9 protein-coding genes are annotated in these 13669 nt (G+C 68.2%); all 9 read right to left on the bottom strand.

The annotated features are described in order from the left end of the window. Nucleotides 1–44: 44 nt before the first annotated feature. Nucleotides 45–1502, bottom strand: coding sequence for a glutamate synthase subunit beta (locus tag AC1DFR_RS07995; RefSeq protein WP_028277049.1), 1458 nt, complete (start codon nt 1500–1502; stop codon nt 45–47). Then, on the bottom strand, nt 1495–6111 hold the full coding sequence (gene gltB, locus AC1DFR_RS07990) for a glutamate synthase large subunit (protein WP_476873116.1): 4617 nt from the start codon (nt 6109–6111) through the stop codon (nt 1495–1497). The genes AC1DFR_RS07995 and gltB overlap by 8 nt, the downstream gene beginning before the upstream one ends. Before the next feature lie 268 nt (nt 6112–6379). Then, nucleotides 6380–7702 carry a prolipoprotein diacylglyceryl transferase gene (gene lgt / locus AC1DFR_RS07985; protein WP_476873115.1) on the bottom strand — a complete coding sequence of 441 codons (1323 nt, stop codon included), beginning with the start codon at nt 7700–7702 and terminating at the stop codon, nt 6380–6382. Nucleotides 7703–7705: 3 nt separating this feature from the next. Next, complete coding sequence (gene trpA / locus AC1DFR_RS07980; RefSeq protein ID WP_476873114.1) at nt 7706–8527, bottom strand: tryptophan synthase subunit alpha; 822 nt, start codon at nt 8525–8527, stop codon at nt 7706–7708. Continuing rightward, nucleotides 8524–9888, bottom strand: coding sequence for a tryptophan synthase subunit beta (gene trpB, locus AC1DFR_RS07975; RefSeq protein ID WP_476873113.1), 1365 nt, complete (start codon nt 9886–9888; stop codon nt 8524–8526). The genes trpA and trpB overlap by 4 nt, the downstream gene beginning before the upstream one ends. Before the next feature lie 127 nt (nt 9889–10015). Beyond that, on the bottom strand, nt 10016–10834 hold the full coding sequence (gene trpC, locus AC1DFR_RS07970) for an indole-3-glycerol phosphate synthase TrpC (RefSeq protein ID WP_476857175.1): 819 nt from the start codon (nt 10832–10834) through the stop codon (nt 10016–10018). Nucleotides 10835–10836: 2 nt separating this feature from the next. Continuing rightward, nucleotides 10837–11124 carry an HGxxPAAW family protein gene (locus AC1DFR_RS07965; protein ID WP_476851523.1) on the bottom strand — a complete coding sequence of 96 codons (288 nt, stop codon included), beginning with the start codon at nt 11122–11124 and terminating at the stop codon, nt 10837–10839. A gap of 141 nt (nt 11125–11265) precedes the next feature. Further along, nucleotides 11266–11970, bottom strand: a complete 705-nt coding sequence (locus AC1DFR_RS07960; RefSeq protein ID WP_476873112.1) for a Trp biosynthesis-associated membrane protein — start codon at nt 11968–11970, stop codon at nt 11266–11268. After that, nucleotides 11970–13547: an anthranilate synthase component I gene (locus AC1DFR_RS07955; RefSeq protein ID WP_476851521.1), complete on the bottom strand. Its 1578-nt coding sequence runs from the start codon at nt 13545–13547 to the stop codon at nt 11970–11972. Before AC1DFR_RS07955 ends, AC1DFR_RS07960 begins: the two co-directional genes overlap by 1 nt. Nucleotides 13548–13669: the final 122 nt, after the last annotated feature.

The following is a 13669-nucleotide window of genomic DNA, read 5'->3' as shown; positions in this document are numbered from 1 at the left end:
TGGATTAAGTTGAAGTGCGGATGAATCCCGGAGGTCCTGTGGGACTACAGAACAGCCATCGCACGGTCGGTCGGCGCCACGGGTGCCGGCAGAATGGTGCTGCCCATCAGGAACTTGTCCACCGCGGCCGCGCAGGCGCGCCCTTCGGCGATGGCCCAAACGATGAGCGACTGGCCGCGGCCGGCGTCGCCCGCGACGAAGATGCCTTCAGTGTTGGTCATGTAGTAGCCGTCGCGTGCCACGTTGCCGCGGCCGTCAAAGTCGGCCTGTACCTGGTCGGTGATCCCTGCCGGCTCGGCGCCGGTGAAGCCCAGGGACAAAAAGACGAGGTCCGCCGGAATGATCCGCTCGGTGCCGGCCTTCGGCAGGCGTTTGCCGTCGACGAATTCCGTCTCCGCCACCTTGACGCCCGTGAGTTTGCCGTTTTCCCCGACGAACTCCACGGTGGAGGCGAGGTAGGTGCGTTCGCCGCCTTCCTCGTGCGCGCTGGCGACCTCGAACAAGGTGGGGAACGTCGGCCAGGGCTGGTGGCCGGCCCGCTCGACGGGCGGCTGCTTGCCGATCGCCAGGGTGGTCACGGACGCGGCCTGGTGACGGTGCGCGGTGCCGAGGCAGTCGGCGCCGGTGTCGCCGCCGCCGAGGATAACCACGTGCTTGCCCGCGGCATTGATCTGGTTCTCCACGGTCTCCCCCGCCACCACCCGGTTGGCCGGCACGAGGTAATCCATGGCGTAGTGGACGCCGTCGAGATCGCGGCCCGGGATCGGCAGGTCACGCGGGACGGTGGCCCCGGTGGCGATGACGACGGCGTCGTACCGGCGGCGCAGCTGCTCCCACGTCACGTCGGTGCCGACGGCCACCCCGGTGCGGAACCGGGTGCCTTCGGCCTTCATCTGCTCCAGCCGGCGGTCCACCTGCTCTTTTTCCATCTTGAAGTCGGGGATCCCGTAGCGCAGGAGGCCGCCGATCTTGTCGTCGCGCTCGTACACGGCCACAGTGTGGCCCACCCGGGTCAGCTGCTGGGCGACGGCGAGCCCGGCGGGGCCGGACCCGACGACGGCGACCGTCTTGCCGGTCAGTCGCGCGGGCGGCAGGGGGTTGACCCAGCCGTTCTCGAAGGCCTGGTCCACGATGGACACCTCGACCTGCTTGATGGTCACCGCGGGCTGGTTGATGCCGAGTACGCAGGACGCCTCGCAGGGGGCCGGGCACAGCCGTCCGGTGAATTCGGGGAAGTTGTTGGTGGCGTGCAGCCGCTCCATCGCTTCCTCGCCCTTGTCCCGCCAGACGAGGTCGTTCCATTCCGGAATGAGGTTGCCCAGCGGGCAGCCCTGGTGGCAGAACGGGACGCCGCAGTCCATGCAGCGGCCGGCCTGGCTCTTGAGGACACCCTTTTCCTGGGCCTCATAGACCTCTTTCCAGTCCATGATGCGGACCGGGACGGGACGGCGCGGCTGGGTTTCACGCTGACGTACTTTCAGAAATCCGCGTGGATCAGCCACCGGTCACCTCCAGGATTCGAGACCAAACTTCTTCGCCGTCGGGGTCCAGGCCCTCTTCGATGGCGTCAAGACGGGTTTGCAGGACGGCCGCGTAGTCGCGCGGCAGCACCTTGGTTATGCGGGCTGCGGTGTCATCGAAGTTCTCGAGGAGCCGTGCCGCGAGCAGCGACTCGGTTTCCTCGAGGTGCTTGACGAGCAGCCCGTGGACGATGTCGCGGTCCTCGGCGTCGAGCTCGCGCAGCTGCAGCTCGCCTGACTCGAGGGCCTGCTTGTTGACGCGCTCGGTCTGCAGGTCCAGCACGTAGGCTGTGCCCCCGGACATGCCGGCGCCGAAGTTGCGGCCGGTACGGCCGATGATGAGCGTCTGGCCGCCGGTCATGTACTCGCAGCCGTGGTCCCCGATGCCTTCGACCACAGCGGTGGCGCCGGAGTTGCGGACCAGGAAGCGTTCGCCCACCTGGCCGCGGAGGAACATTTCACCGCTTGTGGCGCCGTAGCCGATCACGTTGCCGGCGATCACGTTGCGCTCGGCCGGGAACACGTTGGTGCGGTCCGGCCGGACGATGATGCGGCCGCCGGAGAGTCCCTTGCCGACGTAGTCGTTGGAGTCGCCGAACATGCGCAGCGTGATGCCGGCCGGCAGGAACGCCCCGAGCGACTGGCCCGCGGTGCCATTGAGCGTGATGTCGATGGTGTCCGTGGCCAGGACGTCGGTGCTGAAGGTCTTCGTCACGACGTGGCCGAGCATGGTGCCGACGGAGCGGTCCGTGTTGATGACGTTCACGGAGATCTTCACCGGCGTGCGGTCGCTCAGCGCTTCGGCCGCCATGGCGATCAGGCGCTGGTCGAAGTGCTTGTCGAGTTCGTGGTTCTGGCCGGTGAGGTTGCGCAGCGGCGCGTCGTTGTCGAACTCGAGCCCGTGCAGGATCGGATCCAGGTCCAGCCCTTCGGCCTTCCAGTGGTTGATCGCGTCGCGGGAGTCGAGCATCTCGGCGTGGCCAATCGCCTCCTCGATGCTGCGGAAACCCAGCTCGGCGAGGATTTCGCGGACTTCCTCGGCAAGGAATTCGAAGAAGTTCACCACGAATTCGGGCTTGCCGTTGAACCGGGAGCGCAGCTCGGGGTTCTGGGTTGCGACGCCCACCGGGCAGGTGTCCAGGTGGCAGACGCGCATCATGATGCAGCCTGAGACCACCAGCGGGGCGGTGGCGAAACCAAACTCCTCGCCGCCGAGCAACGCGGCGATCACGACGTCGCGGCCGGTCTTGAGCTGGCCGTCGACCTGAATCACCACACGGTCGCGCAGGCCGTTGAGCATAAGCGTCTGTTGCGTCTCGGCGAGGCCGAGTTCCCACGGGACACCGGCGTGCTTGAGCGAGTTCAGCGGCGAGGCGCCGGTACCGCCGTCGTGCCCGGAGACCAGCACGACGTCGGCCTTCGCCTTGGTGACGCCGGCCGCCACGGTGCCGATCCCGACCTCGGAGACGAGTTTGACGTGCACCCGGGCCGAGGGGTTGGCGCGCTTGGCGTCATAGATCAGCTGCGCGAGGTCCTCGATCGAGTAGATGTCGTGGTGCGGGGGCGGCGAAATGAGGCCGACGCCGGGGGTCGAGTGCCGCGTGCGGGCCACCCAGGGGTAGACCTTCTGCGCCATCAGCTGGCCGCCTTCGCCGGGCTTGGCACCCTGGGCCATCTTGATCTGGATGTCGTCCGCGTTGGACAGGTACAGGCTGGTGACGCCGAAGCGGCCGGAGGCGATCTGCTTGACCGCGGAACGGCGGGTGGGATCGAGCAGCCGGTCCACGTCCTCGCCGCCTTCACCGGTGTTGGACTTGCCGCCCAGCCGGTTCATGGCGATCGCGAGGGTCTCGTGGGCTTCCTTGGAGATGGAGCCGTAGCTCATGGCGCCGGTGGAGAACCGCTTGACGATGCTGGAAACCGGTTCGACTTCCTCAAGCGGCACCGCGGGACGCGAACCGGCCTTGAACTTCAGCAGACCGCGCAGGGTCATGAGGTTCTCGGACTGGTCGTCAACGCCGCGGGTATAGGCCTTGAAGATGTCGTAGCGGCGTTCACGCGTGGCGTGCTGGAGCCGGAAGACGGTCTCGGGGTTGAACAGGTGGGGTTCGCCGTCACGGCGCCACTGGTACTCGCCGCCGCCTAGCAGGGGCTGGTGCGGCAGTTCGATGCCGTTCTCGGGGTAGGCCATGCGGTGCCGGGCCAGGACTTCGGCAGCAATGACGTCGAGGCCGACGCCGCCGAGCTGGGAGTGCGTGCCGGAGAAGTACTCGTCCACGAGGTCCTGGCCGAGGCCGAGGGCTTCGAAGGTCTGGGCACCGGTGTAGGAGGCCACGGTGGAGATGCCCATCTTGGACATGATCTTCAGGACGCCCTTGCCCAGGCCCTTGATCAGGTTGTAGACGCCGTCCTGCGGGGTGACCCCCACGACGTCGCCGGAGGCGATGAGCTGTTCCACGGATTCCATGGCCAGGTACGGGTTCACGGCGGAGGCGCCGTAGCCGATGAGCACGGCGACGTGGTGGGTCTCGCGGACGTCGCCGGCTTCCACCACGAGCGCGGTTTTGGTGCGGTTGGCGCTGCGCAGCAGGTGGTGGTGCACGGCGCTGACCAGCAGCAGGGACGGGATCGGGGCCCACTGGGCGTTCGAGTCGCGGTCCGAGAGCACCACGTACTGGACGCCGCGGTTGATGGCGCCGGAGACCTGTTCGCAGATTTCGGTGAGCCGGGCCCGGAGGGAGTTCTCGCCGCCTTCGGGGCGGTAGAGTCCGCGGACCTTCATGGCGACCTTGCCGCCGTCGGCGCTCTCGATGTTCGCGATCTTGGCGAGCTGGTCGTTGTTGATCACGGGGAACGGCAGCGAGACCTGCGGCTGCCGGACCTGCTTGGTGTCCAGCAGGTTGCCGTTCGGGCCGATTGCGCACGTCAGGGACGTGACGAGCTCTTCACGGATGGCGTCCAGCGGCGGGTTGGTGACCTGCGCGAAGGACTGCACAAAGTAGTCGAAGAGCAGCCGCGGGCGCTTGGACAGCACGGCCACCGGGGTGTCCGAGCCCATGGCACCGAGCGGTTCGGCGCCGGTGCGGGCCATCGGGCCCAGCAGGATTTTCAGTTCCTCGGTGGTGTAGCCGAAGGTGCGCTGGCGGATGTTGACCGAGGCGGCGGTGTGCACGACGTGCTCGCGTTCGGGCAGGTTCTTGAGGTCGATCAGGTTGTCCTTGACCCATTCGGCCCAGGGGTTCGCTGCGGCAACCTCGGCCTTGACCTCGGCGTCGTCGATGATCCGGCCGGCCCCGGTGTCCACAAGGAACATCTTGCCCGGCGAGACGCGGCCCTTCTTGACCACCTTGGAGGGTTCGACGTCGATCACGCCGACTTCGGAGGCGAAGACGATCAGGCCGTCCTCGGTGATCCAGTACCGGCCCGGGCGCAGGCCGTTGCGGTCCAGCGTGGCGCCGACCAGGTTGCCGTCCGTGAAGGAGACGGCCGCCGGGCCGTCCCACGGCTCCATGAGCATCGAGTGGTATTCGTAGAAGGCGCGGCGGGCCGGATCCATGGTGGCGTGGTTTTCCCACGCCTCCGGGATCATCATCATGATCGAGTGCGTGATGGGCCGGCCGGAGAGCCAGAGCAGTTCGGCGACCTCGTCGAAGGAGGCCGAGTCCGAGGCGCCCGGGGTGCAGATCGGGAACAGCTCTTCGGGTGAGTCCCCCAGCAGCGGGCTGGCGAGCTGGGACTGCCGGGCCCGCATCCAGTTGCGGTTGCCCTTGACGGTGTTGATTTCGCCGTTGTGCGCGATGGTGCGGAACGGCTGGGCCAGCGGCCAGGACGGGAAGGTGTTGGTGGAGAAGCGCGAGTGGACGATCGCGAGCTTGGTCTTGAAGCGCTTGTCCGACAGGTCCGGGTAGAACGGCTCGAGCTGCGCGGTGGTGAGCATGCCCTTGTAGACGATGGTCCGGGAGGAGAGCGACGGGAAGTACACGCCAAACTTGTTCTGGGCGCGCTTGCGGATCCGCCAGGCGCGGGAGTCGAGCTCGTTGCGCTCGAGGGTTTCCCCGGTGCTGGAGGCGAAGAACGGCTGCGAGAAGTACGGCATGCAGGCCCGGGCCATGGCCCCGACCAGGTCGGCCACGATCGGGACTTCACGCCAGCCCAGGACGGTCAGGCCCTCGTCCGCGGCGAGGCCTTCGATGCCGGCGCGGGCGGCGTCCGATTCGCGCTGCTCGGCGGGCAGGAATGCGGTTCCCACGATGTACTGGCCGGGGGCCGGAAGTTCGAAGTCCGTGACTGCCCGGAAGAATTCGTCCGGCACCTGCATCAGGAGGCCGGCGCCGTCGCCGGTACCTTCATCGGCGCCCACGGCACCGCGGTGCTCGAGGTTGCGCAGGGCGGTCAGGGCGGCGTCGACGATGTCGTAGCCAGGCTCACCGCGGAGCGTGGCGATGATGGCCAGGCCGCAGGCGTCCTTCTCGTTCTCCGGATTGTAGAGTCCGGCAGCGGCCGGAATCGCCGCGAAGCGGCTGAAGGGTGACGCGGCAGCCGAGGGCTGGTCCGGATCGGACCAGCTGGGGCTGTGAAGAGTTTGGGTCATTGGAGACGTCCTTCCTCCTGATCGTGCGTATGGGAGGGACAACATTGGCCCCACTCGGCACGCCGGTGTGTGACGGGCGCAACAGAGTGTTTTTCTAACTGGAATTGTAGGCCAGCCCGGCCTCCTGTACTAACAGTTACGCAGGTGCTGGCCCGGGCTTGCATGGACAGCTTCGATCTGCTGTCCACGGCAAGCCCTCTTGCCACGACGCTGTGGAGTCGGGTCCGGTGAGCGGTGGCTCCGGTCAACCCGAAGTGCCGGCGCTGAGCTACTTGGTGCCCTCAGCCTCCGGCGCGGTTCCAGTTCCCTGGCGGCCGGAAACTCCGGCTGCCGGAGCTCCATTGGCGGGCGCGGTGCCGCCCGTGGAGTCCCTGCCCGCATCCTCGGATGCGCGAACTGGTCCGCTTTGGTTATTCCGGAGATTAGCACGGGATTCACTATCTGAGACAGCGGCGTCCGAATGGCGGATGGTTGCCACGTCTGCGGGAACGGTGGCGCGGTCAGCGTGGGCGGCACTGTCGGCGCCGGTGGCGTCGGCGCCGGTGGCGCGGCCAGCGCTGTCGGCCTCGGTCGCGTCAGCGACCGGCTTTGCCTCCGCCGACTTTTCCTCAGCCGGCGTAGTCTCCACCGGCTGGGTCCCTGCCGGCGTAGTCTCCACCGGCTGGGTCCCTGCCGGCGTAGTCTCCACGGGCGCGCGGCCGGGGAGGAACGGGGTGTCCGGCTCGGAGCGCTTGCGCAGGCCGAGGAGGATGAAGGCGAGCAGGGCTCCGGCGAAGACGATGATGCTGGTCCAGACATTGAGCCTGGTGGTGAGCCCGAAGAGGGTGATCTGTTCGGCGTCGTCGATCCGCATGGCCTCGATCCAGACGCGGCCCAGTGTGTAGTACATGGCGTAGACGCAGAAGAGACGGCCGCGGCGGAAGCTGAATTTGCGGTCGAGTGCCAGCAGGATCAGCACGCCGGCCAGATTCCACAGCGACTCGTAGAGGAACGTCGGGTGGAAGAGCGTGTCCGTCGGCATGCCGGCGGGGAAGTTCGGGTTGTTGGGATCGATCTGCAGCCCCCACGGAAGCGTGGTGGGGCCGCCGAAGAGTTCCTGGTTGAAGTAGTTGCCCCACCGGCCAATGGCCTGGGCCAGCAGCAGTCCGGGGGCCGCGGCGTCCATGAAGGCGCTCAGCTTGACCCCGGCACGCCGGCACCCGATCCAGGCGCCCACGGCGCCGAGCACGACGGCGCCCCAGATGCCCAGGCCGCCGCGCTGGATCTGCGGAATCAGGGACAGGTCCCCTGTGCCGTCGAATCCCGGGCCAAAGTAGGCGTCCGGAGAGGAGAACACGTGGTACAGCCGTCCGCCGATAATGCCGAACGGGATGGCCCAGATGGCGATATCCCAGACGCTGCCCTCGGGGGCGCCGCGGCGTGCCCAGCGGACCGAGGTCAGCCACAGGCCGGCAATAATGCCGGCGAGGATGCACAGGGCGTAGGCGTGGATGCGCAGGGACCCCCACGGCAGCGGGATGTCGAATCCGGACCAGGTGGGGCTCGGAATGCTCGCGGGAATCATCGCCGCCGCGTGGAGGACTGACTGCATTGCTTAGGCTTCTTCCTTGGTAAGGCCGGTGCTGAGGTCTTTCGTCAAGGAGGCTACCGCATCCACGCCGCCGTCCCGGATCGCCGCGACGAGGGCGGTGCCGACAATCACTCCGTCGGCGTACTCGGCGATCTCGCGGACATGGCTGGCGGTGGAGACGCCGAGGCCCACGCAGACGCGCTCGGCGCCCGCGGCGTGCGCGGCGGCGACGACGTCCTTGGCCGCTGAGCTGACCGAGGTCCGGGCGCCGGTGACGCCCATGATGGAGACGGCGTAGACGAAGCCGCGGCTCGCGTCGACCGTGCGTTTCATGCGTTCGGGCGAGGACGAGGGAGCCACGAGGAACACCCGGTCCAGGCCGTACTTGTCCGAGGCTGCCATCCATTCGGCGGCCTCGTCCGGAATGAGGTCGGGCGTGATGAGCCCGGCTCCCCCGGCCTCGGCCAGGCGGCGGGAGAACTCGTCCACGCCCATCCGGACCACGGGGTTCCAGTACGTCATGACCAGCACGGCGGCGTCGGTCTTGCTCGTAATGCCGCGGACGACGTCGAAGACCTCCCGGACGTGGAAGCCCTTCGCGAGGGCCTCCGTCGTGGCAGCCTGGATGACCTGGCCGTCCATGACCGGGTCCGAGTACGGGATGCCGATCTCGATGAGGTCGGCGCCGTTCTCGGCCAGGGCGATGCCGGCGGCAATGGTGTCTTTAACGCTCGGGTAGCCGGCGGGCAGGTAGCCGATCAGGGCCGCCCGGCCCTGGGCGCGGGCGCGGTCAATGGCCGCGGCCGACTTGCTGGCGTGCTGGGTGCCGTCCTGGCTGGTGCTCACAGCTGTTCCCCCTCTTTGGCGATTTCGGCTTCAGGTGAATCCTTGTCCAGCAGGTCGAACCATTCCGCGGCCGTGGCCACGTCCTTGTCGCCGCGGCCGGAGAGGTTCACGATCACGATTTTCTCTGAGGCGTCTGATGCCTTGCCTGCGGCCGCGTCGGCGGCGAGCCGCTGGCCCACCTTGATGGCGCCGGCGAGGGCGTGGGCGGACTCGATGGCGGGGATGATGCCCTCGGTGCGGCACAGGAGGCGGAAGGCCTCCATTGCTTCGCTGTCCGTGATGGGCTCGTAGCTGACCCGGCCAATGTCGGCGAGGTAGGAGTGCTCGGGGCCGACGCCGGGGTAGTCCAGGCCCGCGGAGATCGAATGCGACTCGATGGTCTGGCCGTCGTCGTCCTGCATGAGGTAGGAGCGGGCGCCGTGCAGCACGCCGGGTTTGCCGAGGGTGATGGTGGCTGCGTGGCGTCCGGTTTCGACGCCCTCGCCGCCGGCCTCGAAGCCGTAGATCTTGACCGAAGGGTCATCGAGGAAGCCGTGGAAGATGCCGATCGCGTTGGAGCCGCCGCCGATGCAGGCACAGACGGCATCCGGCAGCCGGCCCGTCTGGTCCAGGATCTGGGCGCGGGCTTCCTCGCCGATGACTTCGTGGAAGTAGCGGACCATCGCCGGGAACGGGTGTGCTCCGGCGGCGGTGCCCAGCAGGTAGTGCGTGTTGCCCACGTTTGCCACCCAGTCGCGCAGGGCCTCGTTGATGGCGTCCTTGAGCGTCTGGGATCCGTTGGTGACCGGGATGACCGTGGCCCCAAGGAGCTCCATGCGGGCCACGTTGAGGGATTGCCTGCGGCAGTCCTCGGCGCCCATGTAGACCACGCATTCCAGGCCCAGCAGGGCTGCGGCCGTGGCGCTGGCGACGCCGTGCTGGCCGGCGCCGGTTTCGGCGATGACGCGGGTTTTGCCCATCCGCTTGGCGAGCAGCGCCTGGCCCAGGACGTTGTTGATCTTGTGCGAGCCGGTGTGGTTGAGGTCTTCGCGCTTGAGGAAGATCCGCACCCCGCCGGCGTGCTCGGCGAAGCGCTTGGCCTCGGTCAGCAGCGACGGCCGGCCTGAGTAGTTCTTGTTCAGTTCGGCGATCTGGGCTGTGAACTCCGGATCGGCCTTGGCCTTCTCGAAGGTGTCCTCGAGCTCGTCCAGAGCCGCGATGAGCGACTCTGGCATCCACCGGCCGCCGTAGTTCCCGAAGTAGGGCCCCGGGGCGTGGCGCAGGGACGGTTCGCCCTGCGCGGGATGCTCCGCGGGGCGGCCGCCCTGCAGGAACGCGTCCACGGCACTTTCGTCAGAGCCGGCTGCTGGTGCATCGACCATCAGTCTCACCATCCTGTTCCACTGCTAGCTTTGGGGATCTGCTGATGAGATCCGCTCATTGGTCCGGGCAAAATCGCGGGCCCGGCACCGCTCACGGTCCGGACGGAGGCGCCAGGACCGGCCGGCCTCAGGCGCGCGCGGCGATTGCCGTCGCGCCGGCAGCCATGAATTCGGCGATCCGCTCGTGGGGCGTCGCGTCACTGACCAGCGCCTCGCCGACCAGGACCGCGTTGGCTCCGCGGGCCGCGTAGTGCTTGACGTCCTCGACGTCGCGCACACCGGACTCGGCGACCACGAGCGCACCGGCGGGAATGCCGCCGGTCAGCGCCGCGAAGACGGAACGGTCGACGTCGAGCGTCTTGAGGTTGCGTACGTTGACGCCGATGATCCGGGCCTCCGCGGCGACTGCGCGCTCGATTTCCTCCGCCGTATGGGTCTCGACCAGCACGTTCATGCCGAGCTCGCGGCTGAGGGCCGTGAACTCACGCAGCTGGGCGTCCGAGAGCGAGGCCACGATCAGCAGGATCAGGTCGGCGCCGTGCGCCCGGGCCTCCCAGATCTGGTACTCGTCAACCATGAAGTCCTTGCGCAGCAGCGGAATGTCCACGGCGGCCCGGACGGCGTCGAGATCGGCCAAGGAGCCGCCGAAGCGGCGCTCCTCGGTCAGGACGCTGATCACGGCGGCCCCGCCGTCGGCGTACTGCGCGGCGAGGGACGCGGGATCGGCGATGTCCGCGAGCTGGCCCTTGGACGGGCTGCGGCGCTTGACCTCGGCAATCACCTTGAGCTGGTCCCGGCTGCTTGAGGTCCCGCCGAGGGCGGCCCAGGCGTCACGGGCGGGCGCCGCCGCGGCGGCACGCTCTTTCAGCTCCGCGAGCGTAACCAGACGCTGGCGCGCCTGCATATCCTCCCTGACACCGGCATTGATGTCGTCGAGAACGCTCACGCTCAGTGGCCGGAGTTCTTCAGCTTGCTGCCGCCGACGCCGTAGCCGGCCTTGCGCATGGCCCAGCCGGCGAGCAGGCCGACCACCATGACCGCCGCACCTGCAACGAAGATCGGGGTGTTGGCGATGACGAAGGCGATGGACGCAATGAGGGCGCCGATCAGCATCACGATCACGCAGGTCCACGCGGCCGGGCTGTTGCCGTGACCCTGGGGTTCGCTGTGGTCGACGTCGTCGTAGACGCCCTTCGGCGCAGCGGACGTGGATGCGGAAACAGTGGCTTTGCTCATTGAAATCTCCTCAGGATGAATACTGCTTACATTCTGCCATTTTTTGCTGTGTTATTTGGCCGCGTTGCCGGGTCGCGTTGCCGGGTCGCGTTGCTGGGCCGCGTAACCGGTCGCGTTGCCGGTCGCGCCCGCGGCATCGGCTCAGGTGGGGTCGTCACCGCGGGACAACCGGTCCCAGCTGTCAATCTCGTCCGCGGGGGCGGCCGGCGCATGACCGCCGGCTGCAGTGCCGCCGGCGGCGGGCCCGGCGGCGGCCGCGTCATATTTGGTGCGGGTCTTCCAGTAGCGGCCGGCCGGCACGATCGCGAGGGCGCTGAGTCCCAGCAGGGCTCCGGCGACGACGGCGAGGACGGGGAACACCGTGACGTCCACCTGTACGCTGCTGCCGCTGATTCCGGTGGCGGCCGCGATCGATCCCTGCGCCGCGGCCAGCGGGTCCGCCAGCACAACGGCTGCCGCGGCGACGATGCCCGCGGCCGCGAGGAGGATGATCGCCGTGATCACCCAGCGGGCCACGCGGCCGGCGATGGAGGCCGCGAGGCCGCCGGCGAGGGCCACAAGCGCCAGGGCTGTCACGGTGGTGGCAGCCTTGCTGCCCTGGACCTGCAGGCCGTCCTGGCTGGCCACGGCCGCGCCGAGCTGCGTGGGATCGAGGTGCACGGTGAGCCAGGTCTGGGTGGTGGTCCCGAACACGGCAAGGGCCAGGGCAGCGATCACCAGGACCAGGGTGGACTTGCGGGCCCATCCCGGGACGGCGGCCCCCCCGGGGCTCTTCACAGTGCTCTTCACAGTGCCCTTCACGGTGTTCTTGGCGGTGTTCTTGGCGGTGGCTTCCGGCTCCCCCATCAGGACTCGGCTCCTGCGTCGGGCGCTGCGTCAGTGACTGCGTCAACGGTGATGTTGTGCAGCGACCTGGCCGTGTGCACGGCGCGCAGCGGGGCGGCGGCCTTGTTCACGGTTTCCTGGGCCTCGGTCGGGTTCACCGAATCTGCGACGATCCCGCCGCCGGCCTGGACGTACGCGCGTCCCTCACGGAGCAGGGCCGACCGGATGGCGATCGCCATGTCCATGTCCCCGGCGAAGTCCAAGTACCCCACCACGCCGCCATAGATGCCGCGCCGGTGCGGTTCAAGTTCGTCCAGCAGGCGCAGGGCCCGCGGCTTCGGGGCGCCGGAGAGGGTGCCGGCCGGGAACGTGGCCTTGAGCACGTCGTAGGCCTTGGCTGCCGGGGCGAGCTCTCCGACCACGGTGGAGACCAGGTGCATGATGTGGCTGAAGCGCTCCACTTCCATGAATTGCGTGACGTCGACGGATCCTGCCACGCAGACCTTCGAGAGGTCGTTGCGGGACAGGTCGACCAGCATCAGGTGCTCGGCGCGTTCTTTCTCGTCCGCCAGCAGTTCCTCGGCCAGGGCCTTGTCCGCCTCGACCGTCTTGCCGCGCGGGCGTGAGCCGGCGATGGGGTGGGTGATGACTTCGTCCCCGGTCACGGTGACGAGGGCCTCCGGCGAGGAGCCGACGATCGTGTATTCGCGGCCGGCGGCGTCCTCGAAGCTGAAGAGGTACATGTAGGGGCTGGGGTTGGTGTTCCGCAGGACCCGGTAGACGTCGAGGGGGTCGGCGCCGCACTCCATTTCGAAGCGGCGGGAGATCACCACCTGGAAGACCTCACCGTCCACGATCGCCTCCTTGCCGCGGTCCAGGGCGGCCAGGTACTCGGTTTCGTCCCAGCGCTCCTGCACACTGGACGCGAAATCCAGGGCGGCCGTCTCCAGCACGGAGACCGGCTGCTCCACGGGGCGGCTGATCTTTTCGAGCAGGGCTTTGACGCGGGCGACGGCGTCATGCCAGGCGTCGTCGACCCGTTCGGTGCTGTTGTCGAAGTTGATGGCGTTGGCGATCAGCAGGACGGTGCCGTCCATGTTGTCGTGGACCGCCATGTCGGTGACCAGGTTGAGGGCCATTTCCGGCAGTTGGAGGTCGTCCTCCGGCGGGCTGGTCAGTTTCTCCCAGTGCCGGACGGTTTCCCAGCCCAGGAACCCGACCAGGCCCGAGGTGAACGGCGGGAGGCCGTCGAAGCGCTCGGTCCGCAGCGCGGCGACGGTGTCGCGGATGGCGTCCACGGGGTTGCCGTCCAGGGGCACACCGACCGGGGGCTCGCCCAGCCAGTGCGCGCTGCCGTCCTTGGTGGTCAGGGTGGCCCGGGAGCGGGAGCCGATGAAGGAATAGCGCGACCAGGCGCCGCCGACCGCCGCCGATTCCATCAGGAACGTTCCGGGCTGGCCATGGGCGAGCTTGCGGTAGAGCCCGATCGGGGTTTCGGCGTCAGCCAGTACCTTGAGCCGGACGGGGATGACTCGGCTGTGGCCTGCGAGTTCGCGGAACTCTTCGAGGCCGGGGCTGATGATTCCAAGGTCCTGCATGGCTGTGCTTTCCGCCTGTTCTTTAGGTGGACCTGCGACCGGATCCGGTCATGGGATCCTGCCTGGGGTCCGGTTCGTGAAGCTGTGGAAGCGCCGGGGCGCTCTGCCGGTGTGCCGGGCGC

It is taken from the genome of Arthrobacter sp. 05T410, assembly GCF_056396505.1.
This window is presented reverse-complemented; position numbering and strand designations above follow the sequence as displayed.

Bases quoted from the DNA above. Each gene is read 5' to 3' on its own strand.
- AC1DFR_RS07955 (WP_476851521.1), bottom strand. From the start codon at position 13,547: ATGCAGGACCTTGGAATCATCAGCCCCGGCCTCGAAGAGTTCCGCGAA.
- AC1DFR_RS07960 (WP_476873112.1), bottom strand. From the start codon at position 11,970: ATGGGGGAGCCGGAAGCCACCGCCAAGAACACCGCCAAGAACACCGTG.
- AC1DFR_RS07965 (WP_476851523.1), bottom strand. From the start codon at position 11,124: ATGAGCAAAGCCACTGTTTCCGCATCCACGTCCGCTGCGCCGAAGGGC.
- trpB (WP_476873113.1), bottom strand. From the start codon at position 9,888: ATGGTCGATGCACCAGCAGCCGGCTCTGACGAAAGTGCCGTGGACGCG.
- lgt (WP_476873115.1), bottom strand. From the start codon at position 7,702: ATGCAGTCAGTCCTCCACGCGGCGGCGATGATTCCCGCGAGCATTCCG.
- gltB (WP_476873116.1), bottom strand. From the start codon at position 6,111: ATGACCCAAACTCTTCACAGCCCCAGCTGGTCCGATCCGGACCAGCCC.